Genomic DNA, 23,527 nt, shown 5'->3' on the forward strand with positions numbered 1-23,527 from the left:
CCGGAATCCGGTTAGTACCCAGCGCCGGAGTCGAACCGGCACGGTTTCCCACAGGTGTTTGAGACCAGCGCGTCTACCAATTCCGCCAGCTGGGCATGCTCTGTTATATTGATCTGTGATCTTTTACATGCGGGCTGCAAATGTATCTAAACTCTCTTTAATTCGCAACAGATATTTTTGTCTATAGTAAATATTTGCAATTTTTATGCGGCGTTCTTCCTGCGCGGTATGGTCAAGTTGGGTATAATCGGCTGTTAGCTTATTTAGGCTTTCATTAATATCGGCCTCAAAAGCAAGCACTTCCGCTGTTATGGAAGCTAATTCTGTGGCATTGTCAACTTCCATCAGGCGTTCGTTAATATCCATCATTTCCATTAAAAAATCTGCAGGTAATTGTGGTTTTGCCCCCTCAGATACCAGGTCATGCAGCTTTAAAATGTACTCCATCCTGCGTGCCGGATCATTTAATACCTGGTAAGCTTTGTTATTTAGGGTAGATAATTCCAGTATTTCCTGCTGCTTTGCCTCGTCTTCGCCCGCATAAAAATCGGGGTGATATAGTTTGCTTAGTTCGTAAAACTTCTTTTTAAGCTTTGCCGGTTCAATGTTAAATGACTCGGGTATGCCATAAAATTCAAAATAATCCATATAAACACGAATTTCACCAATTATGTCGAATTTCACGAATGTTAATTGATACTAATTTCATAACAGGACACCGGACAGGATCAAGATTATAAACAAATGATATATTCCTGCCTGTATATTCGTGCCTATTAGTTTCATTCGTGAAGTTCGCGCTTATCATTATCTTTGCCACATAACCTACATAATATGTTATTTGAGCAGATGCGGCAGAAGCCGTTTTTTATATTAGGCCCATGTGTAATGGAAAACCAGGAACTGTTATACACTGTTGCCCAAAAGGTTGCCGAAGTTGGCCAAAAGTATAACGTCCCTGTTATTTTCAAATCATCTTTTGATAAAGCTAACCGGACATCCATTCACTCGTACCGCGGCCCGGGCATTGGGAAGGGGATGGAAATGCTTCAGAATGTTAAAGAAAAATTTGGTTTGCCTGTTATTACCGATATTCACGAACCCTTTCAGGCGGCTGTGGCTGCTGAGGTAGTTGACGTGTTGCAAATTCCGGCATTTTTGTGCCGTCAAACCGACCTTTTAGTAGCAGCAGCCGAGACCGGTAAAATAGTAAATGTAAAAAAAGCGCAGTTCCTGTCGGGAGCTGATATGTTTTATCCTGCACAAAAGGTGTTAGAGGCTGGTAATACCAAGGTGATACTAACTGAGCGTGGTAATATGTATGGTTACAATAACCTTGCTGTTGATTTCAGGAACATATATGACATGAAGGCTTTTGGGCACCCGGTTTGCATGGATTGTACCCATTCGGTACAACGACCAGGTGGAGCCGGTGGCAAAACCGGCGGCGACCGTACTTTTGTGCCTATGATGGCCTTAGCGGCAAAGGCTTTTGGCGCCGATGGCTATTTTATTGAAACCCATCCCGATCCGGATAACGCGCTTAGCGATGGCCCTAACATGCTGAAGTTACATGATTTGGATGCGTTGATAGGTTCACTTGTATAGTGTTGGTGTTTTACGTATTACGTTGTAAGTAGTACGTGAACTATCATTAAAAACGTAAAACTTAATACGTAAAACGTATAATATTAATGAAGGATATTGCCAAAAGAGTTTTTGACATCGAAATAGAATCGCTGAAGCACGTGGCGGGGTTAATTGATGACGAATTTACTAAAACCGTTGAGGCCGTATTAAATTGTACCGGTAAGGTAGTAGTTATTGGTATCGGTAAATCCGGCCTTATAGGAAAAAAAATTGCGGCCACACTTGCCAGCACTGGTACACCAAGCTTTTTTTTACATCCGGGCGAGGCTTTTCACGGCGATCTTGGGATGGTTGGCCCCAACGATACTGTTATGCTGATTTCCTATTCGGGTGAAACCGATGAAGTACTACGCATAATCCCTTTCTTAAAATGGAACAATAATCTGGTTATTGGAGTAACGGGTAATGTAAATTCTACTGTTGCTAAAAACAGCCATCATCATTTAAATATAAAAATCGCGCGCGAGGCTTGTCCGCTTGAATTGGCGCCAACATCATCAACTACGGCGGCCTTGGTAATGGGCGATGCGCTTGCCATTGCTTTGATGGAGTCGCGCGGATTTAAGCAGCATGATTTTGCCCGTTTCCACCCCGGCGGTAGCCTTGGCCGAAAATTGTTAGTTAAGGTAAAAGATATAATGCGTACCGATAAATTGCCTTTTATACATGAAGGTGCGTCGTTCACAGAGTTATTACTCAACATGTCGGCCGGGCGGCTGGGGATGGTGATAGTTGGCGAGGCGAATAATATTAAAGGTGTTATTACCGATGGTGATTTGCGGCGCGCTTTATTGAAACACCCGGACCCATCGACCCTAAGTGTTTTGGAAATAATGACGGCCAATCCGCTTATTATTGATGGTGAGGAGTTTGCAGGTTATGCCGAGCAATTGATGATCGACAAGAAAATTACCACCTTACTTGTGGGGTCGGCGGCTAACAGGTCTGTCGCGGGCGTATACCAGATCTACAGTCAATAATATGGTTTATCAACACAAAAAATAATATATATTTGCAAATATCTACCCTCGTTTAAACATGTTTGATCATCTGTCAAATCAAATCCAGCAACAATTTAACGCCCCGGAAACTACCCGCATTGCAATAATAGGACTGGGATATGTGGGATTGCCCCTGGCCGTTGAGTTTGCAAAAAAATTCCCGGTAAAAGGATTTGATATAAAAAAAAGCAGGGTTGATGAGTTAAATAATGCTTTTGACCGTACGCTGGAAACTGATGCCGATGTATTGGGATCGGTTTTATCAGGCGGCGCTGGCAACGGGCTCGTATTTACTTCGGATATTCAGGATATAGCAGATTGTAATGTTTATATAATTTCAGTACCTACACCCACAGATCAGCATAACCGGCCCGATCTTGACCTGATAAAAAAGGCAAGTGAATCAGTTGCCTCTGTACTTAAAGTGGGCGACGTAGTAATCTATGAATCGACAGTTTACCCTGGAGTTACTGAGGATATATGTGTACCCATACTTGAACGGATATCGGAGCTTAAGTTCAACGTTGATTTTTACGCAGGGTATTCGCCTGAGCGGATCAATCCAGGGGATAAAGTGCATACCCTTACTAATATTTTGAAGGTCACATCCGGCTCAACGCCCCAGGCCGCTAATTTTATTGATAACCTTTATCAGGCAATTGTTACGGCGGGGACTCACAAAGCCCCGAGTATTAAAGTTGCCGAAGCCTGTAAAGTAATTGAAAACTCGCAACGCGATATTAATATTGCATTTGTAAATGAACTGGCCAAAATATTTCAGATAATGGGTATTGATACCCATGCTGTTTTGGAAGCAGCCGGTACCAAATGGAATTTCCTGAATTTTAAACCCGGTCTTGTTGGTGGTCATTGTACCGGAGTTGATCCGTATTATCTTGCCCAAAAAGCACAGGAGGTAGGTTATCATCCCGAGATTATACTGGCCGGCCGCCGGCTTAACGATGGCATGGGCACATACGTAGCCCTCGAAGTTATCAAGCTGATGGTGAAAAAGGAAATCCCGGTTAAAAACTCAAATGTGCTGGTGCTTGGGTTCACTTTTAAAGAAAACTGCCCCGACGTACGCAACACCCGTGTAATTGATATTGTAAAGGTTTTAAGTGAGTTTGAAGCATGTTATGAGATTTACGATCCATGGGCAGATCCATCCGAGGTTGAATTAGAGTACCGGGTTAAAACTATTAAAACTTTTGACGAGCTGAAGGGTGGATACGATGCTATAATAGTAGCGGTATCACATAAGGAATTTTTCGGTCTGGATTATAACCGGTTGAAAAAAGAAGCCTCATCAGTTATTTATGATATAAAGGGAATACTGGATAAAGGTATAGTTGATGGCCGGTTATAGTTTAGCCAAAGTTGTTTTTGCTATGTGATAGTTGTAAAATGTTACGGTAAACACATATTTGATTTGATATAAATTTCTTAATTTTTAATTTTGCCACACATGCAATAACATATTTGTAACTGATTGTACTTCCAATTATCACATTGTTATTTATAAATAAATATGCTAATTTTAGCAGGTGTTAAATACTTCAACAAGCTCTAATACATGATTCACAGATACGCTACTTTTATTAAAGCAGTGAACCTTACCATTGATTATATTATACTTAATATGAGCATGGTAATCTCTTACTTTATCGAGGATAGGTCATACATTTTTTGGATAAATAACAGGAAATATTTACCCGTTGTTTTAGTGTTTAATTTAATATGGCTATTGTCGGCCAATATTACCGGGTTGTATGAACATGTTTTAAATAAAGATTCAATCAAAACTTATCGTGGTGTTATAAAAACATACATGCTGTTTGTAAGTTTTATTTGCTTTACCATAATTATACTGATAGGTACCAAGGCATATTTTATTACGCGTGAGTACCTGTTTTACTCACTTGCGTTATTTGGGTTTTTGCTTGGCTTGTGGAAGCTTATATTCCTTACAATACGCAAAAGCGACAGGGCATCATTGATAGATACCCGTGCGGTGATTATTATTGGCGGAGGTAGGATTGGTACTGATTTATATGGCTTTTTTAAACAGAATCCGGAGCGCGGGTATAATCTGATAGGTTTTTTTGATGATAATCCTGAAACGGTAAATGATAAACACCTTTATTTGGGTGGTACTGATGATTGTATCAGTTACGTGCTGAATAACAAGGTAGACGAAATTTTTTGTACGTTGCCTAACTCGGAGGCGGCAACAATTGAAAGATTAATGCTCGATGCCGACAAAAATCTCATCAGGTTTAAGTTCATCCCAGAGTATTATGATTACGCAAAAAAGCCAACTTTTATTCAAAGCTTTGGGCATATTCCGGTTATATCGGTAAGGCCCGAGCCGTTGGAGAATATGCTTAACCGGTTTATTAAGCGGTTGTTTGATGTTTTGTTTTCGCTATTTATCATCTTTTTTGTATTCAGCTGGCTTTTTCCTATCCTGGCTATTCTCATCAAACTTGAATCCAGGGGCCCTGTGTTTTTTGTGCAGGAGCGCTCAGGAAGGGATAATAAACCATTTAAGTGTTATAAGTTTCGCAGTATGCGGGTAAACAAGGATTCTGACAAGAAACAAGCAACCCGGGGCGATGCCCGTATTACCAAAACGGGTGCTTTCATCCGCAAAACAAGCCTTGACGAACTGCCTCAGTTTTTTAACGTGATATTGGGTAATATGTCTGTAGTAGGGCCGAGGCCGCACATGATTAGCCACACGCAACAATATTCGCAGCTTATAGACACCTTTATGGTAAGGCACTTTTTAAAGCCCGGAATTACCGGTTGGGCACAAATAAATGGCTTACGGGGCGAAACCCAAACAACCCAGGCAATGCTTGAACGTGTTGAAGCCGATGTTTGGTACCTTGAAAACTGGTCGTTCCTGTTAGATATGAAGATCGTTTTCCTGACGTTCTGGAATGCTTTAAGAGGAGAGAAGAACGCGTTTTAAGATGGCCGGGTTTTGCGACCAGTTAAACCGCATAATTAATCTGCCTGCCATACCAAAGCGCATAGTTTCGGTAGTGCCCTCGCAAACCGAGTTGCTTTTTTATTTAGGTTTAGACGCCGAACTTGTAGGCATTACTAAATTCTGTATCCATCCAAAGCAGAAAGTTAAGGCGGTTACAAAGGTAGGGGGTACTAAGCAACTGGATATCGGGCTTATTAAATCCCTGCAACCGGAACTGATCATAGCCAACAAAGAGGAGAACGAACGGAGCCAGATTGAGGCATTGATGCATATTTGCCCTGTTTGGATCAGTGATATTCATGACCTGGAAACGGCTTTCAGCATGATTCAAAGTGTTGGTCAACTTGTTGGCAAAAAGCAGGAGGCGGACGCTTTAAACAGCGAAATCCGGCATCGTTTTAATACACTTGTTTTTCACCCGTTAAATATCAAAATAGCTTATTTTATATGGAGGAAACCATACATGGTTGCAGGCAGGCAAACTTATATTGATAGCCTGATGCAAATGTGTGCCCTGAATAACGTTTTTGAAGCGGAGCGATACCCGGAAGTATCAGCCAATGATTTGGTTACCGCAAACCCCGACGTGGTGTTTTTATCATCCGAACCATATCCGTTCAGACAAAAGCATATTGATGAGTTTAAACAGTTGTTGCCAAAAGCCAAAGTTGTTTTAGTTGATGGCGAAATGTTTTCATGGTATGGCAGCCGGCTGCTGGAAGTTCCTGGCTATTTTAATAAATTGCTGAATGAACTTGGTTTGCTCTTTAAGTAATCACTTTTATTAAAGCGGCAAAAATATAATTATGGAAATAATCACCATTTTCCTATTTTAAATATATATCCTTCAACATATTACAATGGTGAACATTGTGCCCAACAACCATCCAGCCCACACTTCTTGCGGTATAAACCGGCAGTTTGTCAAATTTGAAATCCAGCATGGCATCGGTCATGTGTTTATAAAGGCTGATGGTAGCTTCCCTTATGGTTATCAGTTCTTCGGCTATATCTGTTAAGGTGCGGTTTTGCGCGTTAAAATCCTTATTATAATCATTGCCCTGCGGCACTTCTAATAATGCATCAACCTGCCGCGAGCAGCAAAAAGCTTTGTAGGCATAATAACGCTCGTCATCAGCGAGATGAATTAACACTTGTTTTATAGTCCATTTACCCCCGGCATAGCTGTAATTTTCCGCTGATGATGAGATCGACCGGATCAAGTCAATTGTTTGCTGTTTGTTAACCTCCAATGCTTCAATGAGGTCATCGCCTTTGGCTAAATCGAAAAAATAGGGGTACCAGGAGGGTGCATCCTCAATATATGGGCGGGCAATCTTTATCATCGCTTATCAATAGCTTTTTTCTTTATGGTAAAGTTACGGTATGTAATTTGATTCGATGACCTGTGTAACCGACCGATTAAGGGCGATATACGACAGGCTGCTAATCTGATACATACTCCCAGGCGCTTTGGTAGCCGCCCAGCTTTTCGGTATATTCCACAAAATCAGCATAAAACCGTAAACGGGTTAGGGTAGCGCTATCGCCTATAACTACCAGTTTTTTACGGGCGCGGGTCATGGCTACGTTCATGCGGCGGATATCCGAAAGGAAGCCTATCTCGCCATTGGCATTGCTGCGCACCAGGCTGATGTAAACCATATCGCGTTCCTGCCCCTGGAAACTATCAATGGTATTAATAGCAATACTATCGATATAAGGCAACAGTTCCGGGTTGGCCTGCAATTGTTCATTCAGCACCCTGATCTGTTCTTTATAAGGCGATACAATGGCTAACGATGGGAATTTGTCGGTCGGATCGATCTCCGTTACCAGGCGGTTTAGATGTTTGAAGAGCAGTGCTGCTTCATCCGGGTTATAGGTACTGGTGCCTGCTACTTGCTCTTCAAACCCGGCCCCGGCGGTATCGATAAAAGTAACCGGCGTATCGCCATTGAACAATAATCGTGTTGCTACGGAAGCATGAGCCTTTAACTGATTGCCATAAAACTCCCGGGATGAAAAGCCCATAATGGTATCGTTCATGCGGTATTGTTCATTTAATAAAACAACGGCTTCGGGATGAAGGGCAACGCATTTTTCGAGGAGGGTGGTGCTTAAACCTGCACGGGCAGCATCGTTTGATTTAATGGTAGGGGGCAGCTGCAAATGATCGCCGGCCAAAATTACTTTCTGCGCTTTCAGGATAGGAATCCAGCAGGCAGGTTCAAGGGCCTGGCCGGCTTCGTCAATAACCGCAGTTTCAAATTTTACTTCGCGGATGGTGTAATGGTTGGAACCAACAAGAGTGGCGGTTATTACCTGCGCTTTGCTCACCAGGTCGTCAATAATGTGTTGCTCCGTTAGGGCCACATCTTTCATGATCTTGTGTGCCTCGTTAAACAGGGCTTTGCGCTGGTCGCGTTCCGATTTACCAAAGCTGCGCTTATACTTGTGCGCCATATCTTTATAGGCACTGGCCTGTTTTTTTAGCGTGCGGATGAGTTTATTATCCGCGTGTTCGGCCATTTTGCTATCCAGCGTAAGCGAAACCAGTTTTTCGGATACCCGGTTGGGGTTGCCTATTCTTAAAACGTTTAAGCCTTCGTCGGCCAGTTTTTCGCTCAGCAGGTCAACGGCGGTATTGCTTGGGGCCACTACTAAAATTTGTTTGCCGGTTTGTTTAGCTAACAAACAAATGGCCTGTACCAGTGTGGTGGTTTTCCCGGTGCCCGGCGGGCCATGAATTATGGCCAGATCCTGCGCAGTTACTATTTTGTAAACTGCCGCCAGTTGGGATGCATTCAAACGGGAAATATTTAATGGCTGGGCAGCATCAGCAAAAACAGGGGAGGTTTTGCCACTGAGGATATTTACCAAACGGCCTTCCGGTTTTTCGCCCAAGGCCGATGCTTGTTTAATGGCCTTAAACATTTCGTCGTAACTGTTATTATCAAATAGCAGGTCGATGCCCAATTTGCCGTCGCGGGCCCAATCGGGCAGTTCGTCGGTATATAAGGTAATCTTGAGCCTGTTACCGCCCTGGTAGGTAATAGTACCCTCCACGCGATCTTTTTGAGGATCGTGATTGCTGAATAAGGCGGCGGGTACACCAAAGCGTAACTGGTGAGAAATATCCTGGTGGGTGGTACGTTCCACCTCTACATTGATGTAATCGCCCCGGCCGGGTTCGGTATTCCTGATGGCGATAGGGTACCAGGTAAGGCCCTGCCCACGACGATCTGCAGCAGATGTGTTTTCGGTAAGCTTGAGGTAGGCGCTGCGGTCTTCTTCTTTTTCTTTGTTCAGCAGATCGAGCAGCTTCTTAAAATAATCCATCGGCGCAAAGGTAGTAATAAAGCTAAATGCTTAAGGCGGAAGGCAGAAAGCTATTGGGGCAAACGCATCTAATTGGGTTAACATAACTTAACATATTTCGGATTGTAAGTTTATAAATATCTGATAATCAATATTTTATATTTTTTACATGGTTAACATTAAACTGATGTATTAGCGTAATTTAGCCTCCTCCAAATATTTGTGCTTGTGTTGCCCAATACAGGAGCCGAAGAAAAGCCATCGTCAAGGTAAGAAAAACAGAAGGGTAATTAATATCGAACACTGAATTTCGAATGCCCAACTCTGAAGTTTTTCCTTCATATTCAATATTGGACATTCGGTCTTCGATATTAAATCGACCTTAATTCCTTACCTTAATGGCATTCATTAAGCGCGACCCTTACAAAGCCGATAAAGCCACGCGCACAATATCTTCCAGTACATTGCTGCCGGCCCCACTACGGGCCGATACCCTTAAACCGCTTATAGTACTAAAAATAAACCTTGCCAGTGCCCGGGCGGGCAGGGCGGTTTTAAACTGTCCCTGGTGCTGGCCTTTCTTTATAACACTGGTTAGCGCATCTTCCACACTTTGGTTGTTTTGAGAAACCAGTTCTGCAATCTCTTTATCGTGGCTGGATAATTCGATGGCTGTATTTACCATAAAACAGCCTTTGGTAAATTTGTCTTCTTCGCTTTCGCGGATCACACCATACAGAACCTGTTTAATGGCTTCTGCCGGGTTTTCGGTATTGTTGAGTAATGTGAGTACCGCGTTGGTGTTTTTGCCCTGGTACTGCCGTAAGGCCTTTGAAAACAGCGTTTTTTTATCAGTATAGGTATTGTATAAACTTGAGCGGCTAATACCCAATTCATCTACCAAATCCTGGGCAGATGTTGCATGATACCCTTTATCCCAAAACAACTCAACGGCTTTGCCAAGCAGTTTATCTTCGTCAAAATCTTTATTCCTGGCCATAGTTTAAATTGTAATAATACAAAAACCTATTTGGAATATTCATTCCAAATAGGTGTAAATTTTTTGATGTTTTTTTTAATAAATAAGTGCATTAACAGTTAAGCCACCATCAACAACAAGCTCGGTGCCGGTTATAAATGAGGCATCGTCGGAAGCAAGGAACCTTACCGCATTTGCAATTTCTTCTGATTTGCCAAAACGGTTAAGCAAAACCCTTTGGCTTAAAACAGATCCAAAGCCGCTAACCTGTTCTTCAGTTAAGCCAAGTTTACCATAAAGCGGGGTTTCAACCGGGCCTGGTGATACGGAGTTAACACGGATTTTACGGGAGGCTAATTCGCGGGCAAATACTTTAGTGAATGATAGCAGGGCTGCCTTGCTTGCTGCATATACACTGCTATCGGGGGCGCCTAATGATGCGTTAACTGATGCGTTGAATATGATAGAACCGCCATCATTTAAAATAGGCAGAAATTTTTGAACGGTGAAATACACGCCTTTTACATTTAGATTCATCATGGTATCATAATGCTCTTCGGTTGCAACTTCCATCGGGCTGAACAAGGCTACACCGGCATTAAGAAATAGTATATCTATTTTGCCAAATTGTGCTTTCACCTGGGCAACCAGGGTGTCTATCTGGTTTAACTTAGCCTGATCGGAGACTATACCGGTTACACCCAGTTCTTCGGCTGCTTTGCTTACTGTGGCGGCATTACGCCCGGTAATAATTACCTGTGCACCTTTGGCTGCCAACTCTTTTGCGGTGGCGTATCCTATGCCGCTGTTACCACCTGTAACCACGGCTACTTTGTTTGTTAAATTGCTCATTGTTTTATTTTTTAATAACTGTTTTTTGTTTGATGACTCAAAGATAATAAAATTGGAATGATCGTTCCAAAATAAAAATGATGGTTTTACTGATGATTACAATTGGCTTACAAAACTGGGCCTGCAACTGATTTTTTGGAGCTGATTATGCTAAATGATACCGGGTGTTGTGTTATTGCTGCTTTGCCCGGGAGATATGTTTTAACTTCATTTGTCATTCCATAAAATAGCGTTCAAAGGAAATTTAGCTAAAAGTAATATATTATATAGAATACATAAATTATTTATTGCAAAGAACTTAAGATTATTTGACTTTGTTTAAAAGCTCATTGTGTTTTAATATTTCCGTCAAGCTTGCTTGTAAATCCAGAGTACAGATAAGGACGAAGCTGCTTAACTTTCTGTTGGTGAGGCTGGGCTGCGCCATATCATGCAAAATTTACTATCGCCTAAACGCAATACCAGATGATGGCTTAGTTGAGCGTGGCCCGAGGTTGGGATTTTACCCCCCTCCCCCTTATTTTATTTCAATGCAGCAAGGACGCATTTGGGCGGATTTGAGCGGATTTGAGAAACTATAATTTATAAGCTGCCGGAATTAATGTTTTTATAATGAAAGATAATTGCAGAAAATATTACATTTATCGCCGTAACGATATGGGGAATTTTAAACCAGCAGATTTTTTTGATCGTGATTTAAACACACATTTTATTACCATATTTGTTACAACCACTGGTTAACCCAATCATCTTTTAAATACTATACCAATGCAGGACTTAGACCCATCCATCCTAAAAAAAGTAAACACCTGGCTCGAAGGAAATTACGATGCCGATGTTAAACAGGAAATTCAAACTTTATTAGACAATAAAGCATATACCGAGTTAACAGACTCGTTTTACCGCGACCTGGAATTTGGTACCGGTGGTTTGCGTGGTACCATGGGCCCAGGCTCAAACCGTATTAATAAGTACACTATTGGTGCAGCTACCCAGGGTCTGGCAAACTACCTTAAAAAAACCTATCCTGGCGAAAAAGTTAAAGTTGCCATAGCACACGATAGCCGCAACAACGCCGACTTGTTTTCGAACATCACAGCCGAGGTATTTTCGGCCAACGATATTCATGTTTACTTTTTTAAGGCGCTGCGCCCAACACCTGAACTTTCGTTTGCCGTGCGCCACTTTGGTTGCAAAAGCGGGGTGATGCTTACTGCATCGCATAACCCTAAAGAGTACAATGGTTACAAAGCATATGGCGCCGATGGTGGCCAATTCGTATCACCGCATGATAAAGCGGTTATGGACGAAGTGGCAAAAATTGCCAGCATCGACGAAATTAAATTCAACCGTGTTGATGCAAACATTGAAGAGATAGGCGAGGAAGTTGATGAGCTTTATTTAGAAGGGATCACAAAATTATCTATCTCACCAGAAGCCATAAGTCGCCAAAAAGATTTAAAAATTGTTTATTCGCCAATTCATGGTACAGGTATTACCCTGGTGCCGCAAGCTTTAAAATGTTTTGGTTTTGAGAATGTGATACTGGTGGATGAACAAACTACACCCGATGGAAATTTCCCTACGGTAGTGTATCCAAACCCCGAAGAAAAAGAAGCGTTAACCCTGGCTTTAAAAAAAGCACAGGAAGTTGATGCCGATTTAGTGTTAGCAACCGACCCCGATGCCGACCGTGTAGGGATAGCAGTAAAAAACACCGATAACGAATTTATATTGCTTAACGGTAACCAAACCGGCTGTATGCTTATCAACTACCTGCTTAGCGCATGGGAAGATAAAGGTAAACTTACCGGCAACGAGTACATTGTTAAAACCATTGTAACATCAAACCTGATTGATGCCATAGCTAAAGCCAAAAACGTGACCTGCTATAATACACTAACCGGCTTTAAGTACATAGGCGAACTGATGACCCGTTTTGAAGGCAAACAAACCTTCATTGGCGGTGGCGAGGAAAGTTATGGTTACTTGATAGGCGAGCTGGTACGCGATAAAGATGCTGTTGTATCAAGCGCCTTTATTGCCGAAATGACGGCCTATTACAAAGACAAAGGCAGCAGCTTATTTGAGGCCTTGATTGATACATACGTTCAATATGGTTTCTATAAAGAGAAGCTGATATCGATAACCAAAAAAGGTAAAACCGGCGCCGAAGAAATTAAAGCCATGATGGAAACATTCAGGAAAAATCCGCCGGCTACTTTAGGCGGATCAAAAGTGGTTACTTTAAAGGATTACGAATTCCAGGTAGAAACCGACCTGAATACCAACACTACCAAAGCAATTGAGTTACCTACATCAGATGTGTTACAGTTTATTACCGAAGATGGCAGCATAATATCTGCCCGTCCATCAGGTACCGAGCCGAAGATTAAATTTTATTGCAGCGTTAACGGTAAACTGGCGAGTAAAGAAGCTTATGCCGATACCGACAAGCAATTGGATGCTAAAATTGACGCCATTATGCAGGACCTGGGCGTGTAAGCCATTCGTTTAAAATTACATATGCTGAAAATCCCGGCCCTTGCGCCGGGATTTTTGCGTTATCATGGGGCTGAAAAATCTCCATCTGTTCGCCTTTGCACGGATACCGTACGAAAGCGGACGGTTTTTTATATTTGATTTTTTATAAGTTGTTGTTAATTAAGTAATTATGTAATTGGTACGGGTTTTAGTATTTAAGTTGTATAAACGTTAAATATTTGCCTCATGCTCAAGAATTACATAAAAATAGCCTGGCGAAACCTAATAAAGCATAAGGTTTTCTCCATTATCAATGTAAGCGGCCTGGCTATTGGGGTGGCAGCGTTTTGGCTTATCAGTTTATACGTTGCCGATGAGTGGAGTTACGACCGCTATAATGAAAAATCGGACAGGATTTTCCAGGTAGCCCAGCATGGCAAATGGAACGGCGGCAGTTTTAACCTGGCGGTAACCTCGCCACCCTATTCACCGGCGCTAAAAGCAGACTACCCCGATGTTGAAGAGGCCGTACGTGTTGATTTGGAGGGCGGCGGCAAAATTGTTTACAACGAAAAGCAGGTTGAGGCCGGCGATATTTCTTTTACCGATAAAAACATCTTTAATGTATTTAGCTATCACTTTTTAGCCGGCGATCCCAACACGGCGCTTGTAAAGCCACAATGTATCGTTTTAACCAAAACACTGGCCGAAAAGATCTTTGGTAGTGATATTTCCTCCGCCATTGATAAGGTGATAACTTTTGAAGGCGACGTTCAAAATACCGTTACCGCGGTAATTGATGATGTGCCGCAAAATTCTACATTTAAGTTTAGCGCACTCCGTTCATTCAATGCCGATTATAATGGCAACTGGGGCAACGCAGGCATTTACACCTTTGTGCTGCTAAAAGATCATGATGACTATAAAAAAATAGAAGCAGGCTCCGGTGACTTTTATAACAAATACCTGAAACAAAACCTGGCAGGGGTAACCTATAAACTGGAACTATTGCCACTTACAGCCATTCACCTGCACTCCAGCCTTGATTACCAGATGGGCAATAATGGCAACGTAGCCTACCTGTATGTTTTTGGCATCGTTGGTCTGCTCATCCTGGCCATTGCGGTTATCAATTACGTTAACCTTACCACGGCTCGCTCATCTGTCAGGATCAAAGAGATTGGCACCCGGAAAGTAATCGGCTCGGGCCGGATGCAATTGCTGTACATGTTTTTTGCCGAATCAATCCTGCTGGCGGTGCTGGCTACCATTGCAGGTATGGTACTGATACAGGCTACCTTACCCTACGTAAATATCCTATCCGGTAAATCGTTACAGCTTTGGTATTTCGGGGTAACCAAATCGTTGGTGGTATTTGTATTATTCGCTGTAGTTACCGGCGTGGTAAGCGGTGTATACCCGGCTTTGTTCCTTTCTGGCTTTAAAACCATTAGCGCCATGAAGGGGCAGTTGGGTAACCAATCTTCAACTATTCTTTTCCGCAAGGGGCTGGTAGTATTCCAGTTTGTGATTACCATATTAATGATCGTTGGCTCCTGCGTAATTTACCAGCAACTCAATTTTGTGCTGACTAAAGACCTTGGCTTCAACAAATCGCAAATGCTTACGTTTCATATTGGTAACCGCGACGTGAGGGCGAAAACCGACGAAATTAAAACGCAATTACTGCAAAGCCCCCTGATCCAAAGCGTGGCGGTTGCCGGCAATCCCATCGGTAATAACGATATCGGATCTACCTATTTTAGCATAGGGGCCGACGGAAAAAAAGGTCCGGATAGCAAACTGGTAGAATCATTGATCATCGATGAGGACTTTTTACCTGCTATGCAGATAAAAATGGCTGCCGGGCGTAATTTCATGAAAGGCCCTGCCGATACCGCCAACCATTCCATATTGGTTAACGAAACACTGGTGAAAGAAATGGGCTGGAAAAACCCGGTCGGCGCGCGCGTTCGCAGCGGAGTAAATCATGGGGTGGTTACCTACGCAACCGTGATAGGCGTAGTAAAGGATTTTAATACCTACTCGCTGCAGCACAAAATATCGCCCATGGTATTAAGCCTTCCATCCGAAACAAAAGATAAAGATAATTTATACGTGCGGCTGGGCCAGGGTAATGTGCAGGCAGCTATCAGCTACCTGCAAAAGGTATATGCCCGCTTTGATCCTGAGAATAAAGCAGACTATAATTTTCTTGATCAAAACTTTGCAGCCCAATATCAAACCGAGCAAAAGCAAGGCAAGCTACTGTTTGTGTTCACCATACTGGCCATTGGTATTGCGTGCTTAGGTCTGTTCGGCCTGATCACTTTTACTGCCGAGCAAAGGGTTAAGGAAATAGGCATTCGCAAAGTATTGGGCGCCAGTGTAACCAGTATCGTAAACCTGTTGTCGAAAGACTTGATGAAACTCGTGTTATTTGCAGCACTGGTAGCATCGCCATTAGCCTGGTACAGTATGAGCAAATGGCTGCAAAGCTTTGCCTACCGTATTGAGATACAGTGGTGGGTATTCCTGCTGGCGGGTGCTATAGCGGCTGTAATCGCATTTTTGACCGTAAGTGCACGATCAGCAAGGGCGGCCACAGTTAATCCTGCCAGGAGCCTTAAAAGTGAATGATTGGTCACCGGTCATTAGTCATTGGTATTATCCGGTGATGAAAGTACCAATGACCAATGACAGCGTAGCGAAATGACTAATGACTAAACAAAATGATAAAAAATTATTTTAAAACAGCCTGGCGTAACATTGTAAACAATAAGTTTTACGCGGCCATTAATGTGGCTGGGTTAACCTTTGGGTTAGTGATTGGCCTGTTTATGCTGCTTTGGGTGCAGGATGAGTTGAGTTTTGATACGTTCAACAAAAAAGGGGCGGAGATATACCGCGTTGGCATTGTGGGCGGTACTGATGAAAGCAAACAGATATTTACCTCGATTATTGCCCCGCTTGCTACTTACGCCAAAGCCGAGATGCCGGAGGTTACCGATGCCGTGCGGATCAGGAATATTGGCGTAGCGCCGTTTAAATACAAGGAAAAGAATTTCAGGGAAGATAATTTTGCTTTTACCGATCCTTCATACTTTTCTGTATTTGATTTTAAGCTGGTTGCAGGCGATAAGAAAAAACCATTCCCGGATAATAATTCGGTAGTGATAACACAGGCTATAGCCAAAAAATACTTTGGCAACGAAGACCCTATAGGCAAGGTGGTTGTTTTAGGCTTAAACGAAAACCTGAAAGTAACCGGGGTAGTTGCCGATTATCCTGCAAACTCCACCCTAAAATATAACATCCTGCTGCCCATGAGCCGGTTTAACAAGCTGGCCTACATGGATAGGAAATTAAGCTACGACAATAAAACGTTCATCTCTTCGATGGATGGCGACTGGGCCAATTTTGCATTTGATACTTACCTGTTGCTTAAGCCCAATACCGATATTAACCAGGTTACCAAAAAGCTTCGTGCGATACATGAACGCGAACACCCGGTAGATGCGCCCGTGCCTTACCTTGCGCAGCCACTGTTCCAGATGCATTTGTACAAAGCCGATGGCAGTAACGGAGGTATTGAAACAGTACGCACATTTGCCATTGTGGCCATCTTGATACTGGTAATAGCCTGCATCAACTACGTAAACCTTTCGACAGCACGATCGATGTTAAGGGCCAAGGAAGTAAGCATGCGCAAAATAATAGGCGCCGGTAAACTGCAGCTATTTATGCAGTTTATGATTGAAACTACTTTACTGTTTGCCATATCAACCCTGTTTGCCCTTATTTTAATGTATGTGCTGATGCCTATGTACAATAACTTCTCGGGCAAGCAATTGCAACTATCTGTAACCAACTACCAGGTTTGGATGTATGTGGTAATTACACTGATAGGCACCTTAGCAGCATCAAGCATTTACCCGGCTTTGTTGCTTTCATCTTTTGAGCCATTAAAAGCGCTTAAGGGTAAAGTAACTACGGGTATAGGAAATACCGTTTTCCGGAAGGTACTGGTTGTGGTTCAGTTCAGCGTTTCTATCGTGCTGATCATCGGCACCCTGGTAATTGGCAGGCAGCTCAATTTTATCCAGAAAAAGGATCTTGGCTATGATAAAGAAAACGTGTTTGTGTTTAATATGCGCGATATGAAAACGCATTACGATGCCATTAAACAGGAGTTGCTGAAGCAGCCCGGTATTATATCGGTAACCCGGTCTGGCAATGATATTATTGAAAACGATAACTGGACAGGCGATAACGACTGGGACGGTAAACCAGCCAAAGCTAACCTGTTTTTTCATCCGATTGCTGCCGACAAGGATTTTATATCTTTCTTTAAAATAAAAATGAAGGAGGGTGTAGCCTTTACCGGGGCTATTGCTGATACTACCCGTTTTGTGCTAAACGAGGCCGCGGTATCTGCTATGGGCCTTAAGGATCCGATAGGTAAAAATATCCGCATCCAAAAAATGAAGGGTACCATAAGTGGGGTAGTAAAGGATTTTCACTTCGCATCTATGCGTAAAAAAATTGAGCCGGCGGTATTGTACTACCGCGCCGACGACTGCTACAAAATATACATTAAAACCACTGGTGCCAATGCACAAAAAGCCATTGCAGCCGCGCTTACTTCCTGGAAACAATACAATAACGATTCGCCGTTTTCCTATACTTTTTTAGATGACTCGTTTAACCAGCTATACAAAACAGAGCAACGTACAGGCTCGCTATTTAACGTGTTTTCGGCCATTGCTATTTTTATATCATGCCTTGGGCTTTTTGGCCTGGCAACCTATTCGGCACAGGTAAAGACCAGGGAGATCGGCATCCGTAAGGTATTAGGGTCAAGCGTTGCAGGCATTATCAGGTTGCTGACTACCGAGTTTATTGTACTTATAGCGATCTCTATTTTAATAGCGGTGCCTGTGGCCTATTACGCCATGGACAAATGGCTGCAGGATTATGCTTACCGGATTACCATAACTGCCTGGATCTTCCTGATGGCCGGCTTTGGTGCAACGGCAATAGCCCTGCTAACCATCAGCATACAATCGGTTAAAGCCGCTTTGGCCAACCCGGTTAAGAGCCTTCGTAGTGAGTAGTGAGTAGTGAGTAGTGAGTAGGCAGTTGTGAGTTTGCAGTAAGCAGCGGGGAGCTCACTACGAAGTTATGAAGCGATAAGTACCAATGAACTAATGAACCAATTGAAATGATAAAAAACTACATTAAAACGGCGTTTCGTACGCTCAAGAAAAACCTGGGTTTTACGGCTATTAATGTTTTGGGGCTGGCCCTTGGGCTGGCTACCTGTTTGCTTATTATTTTTTATGTGGTAGATGAGCTGAGTTACGACAAGTTTAATACAAAGGCCGACAGGATATATCGAATCAATAACGATATCAAATTTGGCGGCAACGATCAGTCGTACGCCAGTTCGCCCGCGCCGTTGGCGGCGTCTTTAGTGGCCGATTTGCCCGAAGTAGAGAAAACCGTGCGGCTAATAAACAGGGGAGGCTACAACGTAAAGAAAGGCAACCAAAACATTAAGGAAAACCAGATGCTGTTTGCCGACGCTACACTTTTTGACGTGTTTACATTCCCGATGATAGCCGGCGACCCGCATAAGGCTTTGGTCGACCCGCATACCGTGGTAATTAATGAAAGCGTTGCCAGGCGCTATTTTAATGATCCGTTACTGGCGGTTGGCAAAACGCTTACGTTTAACGATAGCATACTTTACAAAGTAACCGGGGTTATAAAAGATATCCCGAAGCAGTCGCATTTTAATTTCGGTTTCTTTTTATCAATGAGCACCCTTGCCGAAAGTAAGGATGACGCCTGGTTCAGCAACAATTTTAATACTTATGTTTTATTGCGTGATGGGGCCGATCCGCAGAAATTTAAAGCCAAATTACCATTGCTCATGCGTAAGTATGCCGGTCCGCAGCTGCAAAGTATACTTCACATCACTTTCGATCAGTTTGAAAAAGCAGGTAATAAGTACCAGCTTAATTTAATTGCGCTAAAAGACATTCACCTAAAATCAAACGCTGTATCAGAACTTGCGCCCAATGGCAATATTCAGTACGTATACATTTTTACAGCGGTGGCTATTTTTATATTGCTTATAGCCTGTGTAAACTTCATGAACCTATCTACCGCCCGCTCATCAAACCGGGCGCGCGAGGTTGGGGTACGTAAAGTGTTGGGCTCGCCACGTAAATACCTTATTTTTCAGTTTTTGGCTGAGTCGGTGATGGTTACGTTTATAGCGGCGGTGCTGGCTATAATTACGGCTTATTTATTTATGCCCGTGTTTAACAACATGGCCGATAAATCATTTAGTTTCAATATCGGCGCATTAAGCTGGCTGTTGCCGGGCATGTTGGCGGCAGTATTAATTATTGGCTGTTTGGCCGGTTTTTATCCGGCTATCTTCCTTTCGGCATTTCAACCTATCGAGGTATTAAAAGGTAAGCTGGCCAATGGTTTTAAAGGCGGCTGGTTAAGAAGTTTCCTGGTAGTGTTCCAGTTTTCGATATCTATTTTCCTGATTATTGGCACCCTGGTTATTTATAACCAGTTAAAATATATCCAAAGTAAAGATCTGGGTTATAGCCGTAACCAGGTATTGATTATTCATGGTATTTATGAAATGGGCGCACAGGCTGCCACATTTAAAAACGAAGTAAAGCAGTTGTCGGGCGTAATTAATGCCACCATGACAGGCTTTTTGCCAACTATGGACTACCGTAACAGCAGCAGCGTTTTCCCCGATCGTAACCTTGACCAAAAGAAGGCAGTGCTGGCGCAAACCTGGATGGTTGATGAAGATTACATAGGCACTCTTGGTTTGAAACTGGTAAAGGGCCGCAATTTTAATAAACAAATGGGCACAGATACCGCGTCGATGATCATTAATGAAACAGCGGCAAAACTGATGGATGTGGCCGATCCGGTTAACAAAATGCTGTACGTTCCGCAGGATAATATGGCCAGGGTTTGGAAGGGATACAGGATAGTTGGAGTGATAAAAGATTTTAATTTCAATTCATTAAAAACCAACATCAGCCCGGTAGTATTGATGTACGGCGAAGACAGGGGGGCCTTGAGCCTGAAAATAAATACGGCCAACATTACAACACTGATGGGCCTTGTCAAAAGCAAATGGAAATCTGTGGCGCCAAACCGGGAGTTTAACTACTCGTTTATGGACGATGATTTTGATGCCACCTATCGCGCCGAGCAGCGCATGGGCACCATAGCCATTGTATTTACCACGCTGGCCATTATTATTGCCTGCCTTGGTTTGTTTGGCCTTGCCGCTTACGCCGCCGAGCAGCGCAGCAAAGAAATAGGCATCCGCAAAGTGTTGGGCGCCGAAGTAAGTACCATAGTAGCTATGCTGAGCAAAGATTTTATTAAACTGGTACTGATAGCCATTTTGGTGGCAACGCCCTTAGCCTGGCTGGCTATGCACCAATGGCTACAAAGCTTTGCCTACCGCCAAAACATTCAATGGTGGGTAATTGCAGTATCGGCTTTCCTGGCTGTTTTTATAGCTTTCGCCACTATCAGTTTTCAATCCATCAAAGCGGCGTTGAGTAACCCGGTGAAGAGCCTTCGTAGTGAGTAGTGAGTGGGCAGTTGTGAGTTTGCAGTAAGCAGCGGGGAGCTCACTACAAAGTTATGAAGCGATAAGTACCAATGAACTAATGAACCAGTGAACTAATGAACAAATAAAATGATACGTAATTATTTAAAAATAGCCTGGCGAAACCTTTATAAGCAAAAGGTTTTTTCGCTGATCCATATCCTGGGGTTAACCATGGGCATTACGGTGTGCCTCATGATTTTCCTGTATATTATGAATGAGTTTAGTGTAGATAAATTTCATAAGCAGGGCAAAAATATTTACCGGGTAATGCGTGGCTTCGATCCGGCGAAACCGAGGGTTCCATACCTGTCGGGCCCGTATGCGCCGGCGTTGTTGAACGATTATCCGCAGGATATTAAGATGGCAGTGCGGGTATCGCCGCAAAATAACCTGGTATCTTTTGGCGAAAAAGCCTTTAATGAAAAGAAGGTGTATGCCGTAGATGCCGGCTTTTTTAAGCTGTTTACTTTCCCGCTTCTTAAGGGTGATGCCGCCACAGCGCTTGATAATCCCAATAGCGTGGTACTTACCGAGACTACTGCCAAAAAATACTTCGGCTCGGCCGATAATGCCATGGGTAAGGTAGTGCAGTTTGATAAGCAGCTGAACCTGAAAGTTACGGGCGTTGCCAAGGACGTGCCGTCAAACTCGCACCTTGATTTTGATTTGGTGATGCCGATAGCCAATTATACTAAAAATCAGGGTTTTAATGTGTGGATTAATAACGGACTGTTTGTATATGTGCTTTTGAACGAGCATACCAGCAAAACAGCGCTCGAGAGCCGGTTTAAGCAGTTCATGGATAAATATATGGGCAAGGATATGCAAAAATTCGGCGCCAAATTCGACCTGGGTTTAACCCCGCTCAATGACATTTACTTTGAGCAATATTCGGCCTTTGACAATGTTAAGCATGGCGATAAAACGGTAGTATTCATCTTTATATCTATAGCGGCACTTATTATGCTTATTGCCTGTATCAACTTCATGAACCTGGCCACCATAAGGGCGGTTGAGCGTTCAAAAGAGGTTGGTATGCGCAAGGTAATGGGGGCGTTGCGTAACCATTTAATCTGGTAGTTTATTGGCGAGTCGTTGATGCTGGCGCTCATTTCGTGCGCATTGTCAATCGGTTTATTGTTGCTGCTGATGCCTTTTTACAATCAATTGTTAGGCTATTCCTTAACCGTATCATGGAATAGCGCACCTATCTGGCTGTTCCTGTTTGGAGTTATCTTGATAGTGGGCGTTTTAGCGGGAAGTTATCCGGCCATATTTATGTCGGCGTTTTCGCCTATACAGGCATTAAAGGGTAAATTGAAGCTGGGCAAAGGCGGCAGTATTTTCAGGCAGGGATTGGTGGTATTGCAATTCAGCATTTCGGTGATGCTTATTATCGGCACAATTGTTATCGTAAACCAGATGCATTATATCAAAAGCAAATCGTTGGGGTATGATAAAGAACAAACGCTGGTGATCAAGATAGATAACAATGATATTTATGATCACCGCAAAGCCTTTAAGGATGAATTGCAAAATTCGGGTGCTGTATCATCAGTGTCCCTGATGTCGGGCGAGCCAGGTGGGTTTTATGATGTGCACGCCTTTGATGCTGAAGGGCAACAGTCCGTTTTTAAATCGCGCACCGAATTTGCCGATTTTGAATACGTAAAAACTTTAGGTTTAAAGGTAATTGCCGGCCGCGACTTTTCGCCGGAATTTGCTACAGATACTACTAACTCGGTGCTCATTAACCGCACCTGTGCCAAGGACTTGGGTTTCTCGCCACAGCAGGCTATAGGCAAGTGGATAAAAAACAGGGGCAGGGATGATAAAAAGCGTAATGTAGTGGGCGTGGTTGAGGATTTTAATTACCTTTCCCTTAAAGAAAACATGGATGCGCTCGTCATTGCGCCAAATGACGACAGGAGGGTAATTGTTATCAAACTAAAACCAGGCAATATACCCGCATCGGTGGCGGCTGTGAAAAATATTTATACCAAAGTGGCGCCGGTTTACCCTTTTGAATATACTTTTTTGGATCAGAAGTTTGATACCACGTATAAAACAGACATCAGGCAGCAAACCATGCTGACTATCTTTTCGGGCCTGGCTATTTTTATTGCCTGCCTTGGTTTATTTGGCCTGGCTTCGTTTACTGCCACAAAACGCACCAAAGAAATTGGTGTACGCAAAGTATTAGGATCATCGGTGCAAAACATCCTTATTCTAATCTCGAAAGACCTGCTTAAACCGGTATTACTGGCAACAGTTATTGCAATGCCAATTGGTTATTATTGCATGAATAAATGGCTGCAAACCTTTGCTTACAAAACCCCGCTCCACTGGTGGATATTTGTGCTGGCTGCATTTTTAACTTTTGTTATCGCCCTTGTTACCATTAGTTTTCAATCGCTTAAAGCAGCGTTAATGAACCCGGTGAAAAGCTTAAGATCTGAATAGATTGTTCATTGGTTCACTGGTTCATTAGTTCATTGGTGAAAAGTTTGATAACTTGAAATTTAAAGTTTAGAATTTTTCGTTTTTAGAGTTTAGAAATTAGAGTT

Annotated in this window: 17 protein-coding genes and 1 tRNA gene; 11 read left to right on the forward strand and 7 right to left on the reverse strand. The window is 42.9% G+C overall.

Translation table 11 applies throughout. The annotated features are described in order from the left end of the window. Positions 1 to 15: 15 nt before the first annotated feature. Positions 16 to 95, reverse strand: a tRNA-Leu gene (locus PQ469_RS12225). 28 nt (positions 96 to 123) lie between these two features. Continuing rightward, a complete protein-coding gene (gene hscB / locus PQ469_RS12230) occupies positions 124 to 684 on the reverse strand; it encodes a Fe-S protein assembly co-chaperone HscB (protein WP_274213218.1) in 561 nt (186 codons plus the stop codon). A gap of 204 nt (positions 685 to 888) precedes the next feature. On the opposite strand from hscB, the gene kdsA reads away from it, so the two are divergent. From kdsA to PQ469_RS12245, 3 genes are all read left to right on the forward strand, one after another. Next, entirely contained in the window at positions 889 to 1,608 is a 720-nt protein-coding gene (gene kdsA / locus PQ469_RS12235) for a 3-deoxy-8-phosphooctulonate synthase (protein WP_274213219.1), read from the forward strand. A gap of 86 nt (positions 1,609 to 1,694) precedes the next feature. After that, a complete protein-coding gene (locus PQ469_RS12240; protein WP_090650266.1) occupies positions 1,695 to 2,630 on the forward strand; it encodes a KpsF/GutQ family sugar-phosphate isomerase in 936 nt (311 codons plus the stop codon). 58 nt (positions 2,631 to 2,688) lie between these two features. After that, on the forward strand, positions 2,689 to 4,020 hold the full coding sequence (locus PQ469_RS12245; RefSeq protein ID WP_274213220.1) for a nucleotide sugar dehydrogenase: 1,332 nt from the start codon (positions 2,689 to 2,691) through the stop codon (positions 4,018 to 4,020). Between the two features lies 1 nt (position 4,021). Here PQ469_RS12245 and PQ469_RS31445 read toward each other — a convergent pair whose 3' ends face one another. Beyond that, complete coding sequence (locus PQ469_RS31445) at positions 4,022 to 4,162, reverse strand: hypothetical protein (protein ID WP_490356160.1); 141 nt, start codon at positions 4,160 to 4,162, stop codon at positions 4,022 to 4,024. Between the two features lie 65 nt (positions 4,163 to 4,227). Between PQ469_RS31445 and PQ469_RS12250 the strand changes: the two genes are divergently transcribed. Together PQ469_RS12250 and PQ469_RS12255 are read left to right on the forward strand one after the other, a co-directional pair. Beyond that, on the forward strand, positions 4,228 to 5,631 hold the full coding sequence (locus PQ469_RS12250; protein WP_090650270.1) for an undecaprenyl-phosphate glucose phosphotransferase: 1,404 nt from the start codon (positions 4,228 to 4,230) through the stop codon (positions 5,629 to 5,631). Between the two features lies 1 nt (position 5,632). Next, the gene (locus PQ469_RS12255) at positions 5,633 to 6,427 is read left to right on the forward strand and encodes a helical backbone metal receptor (RefSeq protein WP_274213221.1); all 795 of its coding nucleotides are present in this window, start codon (positions 5,633 to 5,635) and stop codon (positions 6,425 to 6,427) included. Positions 6,428 to 6,479: 52 nt separating this feature from the next. On the opposite strand, the gene PQ469_RS12260 is transcribed toward PQ469_RS12255, so the two are convergent. From PQ469_RS12260 to PQ469_RS12275, 4 genes are all read right to left on the reverse strand, one after another. Next, positions 6,480 to 6,998 (reverse strand): DinB family protein, encoded by a 519-nt coding sequence (locus tag PQ469_RS12260; RefSeq protein WP_274213222.1) that lies wholly within the window; start codon positions 6,996 to 6,998, stop codon positions 6,480 to 6,482. A 100-nt stretch (positions 6,999 to 7,098) separates the two neighbouring features. Continuing rightward, a complete protein-coding gene (locus tag PQ469_RS12265) occupies positions 7,099 to 8,994 on the reverse strand; it encodes an AAA domain-containing protein (protein ID WP_274213223.1) in 1,896 nt (631 codons plus the stop codon). 400 nt (positions 8,995 to 9,394) lie between these two features. Further along, the gene (locus tag PQ469_RS12270; protein WP_274213224.1) at positions 9,395 to 9,973 is read right to left on the reverse strand and encodes a TetR/AcrR family transcriptional regulator; all 579 of its coding nucleotides are present in this window, start codon (positions 9,971 to 9,973) and stop codon (positions 9,395 to 9,397) included. 75 nt (positions 9,974 to 10,048) lie between these two features. Further along, complete coding sequence (locus PQ469_RS12275; RefSeq protein ID WP_274213225.1) at positions 10,049 to 10,804, reverse strand: SDR family oxidoreductase; 756 nt, start codon at positions 10,802 to 10,804, stop codon at positions 10,049 to 10,051. A gap of 768 nt (positions 10,805 to 11,572) precedes the next feature. Here PQ469_RS12275 and PQ469_RS12280 point away from each other — a divergent pair. The 6 genes from PQ469_RS12280 to PQ469_RS12305 all read left to right on the forward strand — a co-directional run bounded on the left by PQ469_RS12280 (position 11,573) and on the right by PQ469_RS12305 (position 23,423). Beyond that, on the forward strand, positions 11,573 to 13,309 hold the full coding sequence (locus PQ469_RS12280) for a phospho-sugar mutase (protein ID WP_274213226.1): 1,737 nt from the start codon (positions 11,573 to 11,575) through the stop codon (positions 13,307 to 13,309). A 225-nt stretch (positions 13,310 to 13,534) separates the two neighbouring features. Then, complete coding sequence (locus PQ469_RS12285) at positions 13,535 to 15,928, forward strand: ABC transporter permease (protein WP_274213227.1); 2,394 nt, start codon at positions 13,535 to 13,537, stop codon at positions 15,926 to 15,928. 92 nt (positions 15,929 to 16,020) lie between these two features. Beyond that, on the forward strand, positions 16,021 to 18,405 hold the full coding sequence (locus PQ469_RS12290) for an ABC transporter permease (protein ID WP_274213228.1): 2,385 nt from the start codon (positions 16,021 to 16,023) through the stop codon (positions 18,403 to 18,405). Between the two features lie 107 nt (positions 18,406 to 18,512). Beyond that, a complete protein-coding gene (locus PQ469_RS12295) occupies positions 18,513 to 20,939 on the forward strand; it encodes an ABC transporter permease (RefSeq protein WP_274213229.1) in 2,427 nt (808 codons plus the stop codon). 108 nt (positions 20,940 to 21,047) lie between these two features. Next, a complete protein-coding gene (locus PQ469_RS12300) occupies positions 21,048 to 22,040 on the forward strand; it encodes an ABC transporter permease (RefSeq protein ID WP_274213230.1) in 993 nt (330 codons plus the stop codon). Between the two features lie 18 nt (positions 22,041 to 22,058). Then, positions 22,059 to 23,423: an ABC transporter permease gene (locus PQ469_RS12305; RefSeq protein ID WP_274213231.1), complete on the forward strand. Its 1,365-nt coding sequence runs from the start codon at positions 22,059 to 22,061 to the stop codon at positions 23,421 to 23,423. Positions 23,424 to 23,527: the final 104 nt, after the last annotated feature.

The organism is Mucilaginibacter sp. KACC 22773, from assembly GCF_028736215.1.
In the GTDB taxonomy this organism is placed as follows: Bacteria; Bacteroidota; Bacteroidia; order Sphingobacteriales; family Sphingobacteriaceae; genus Mucilaginibacter.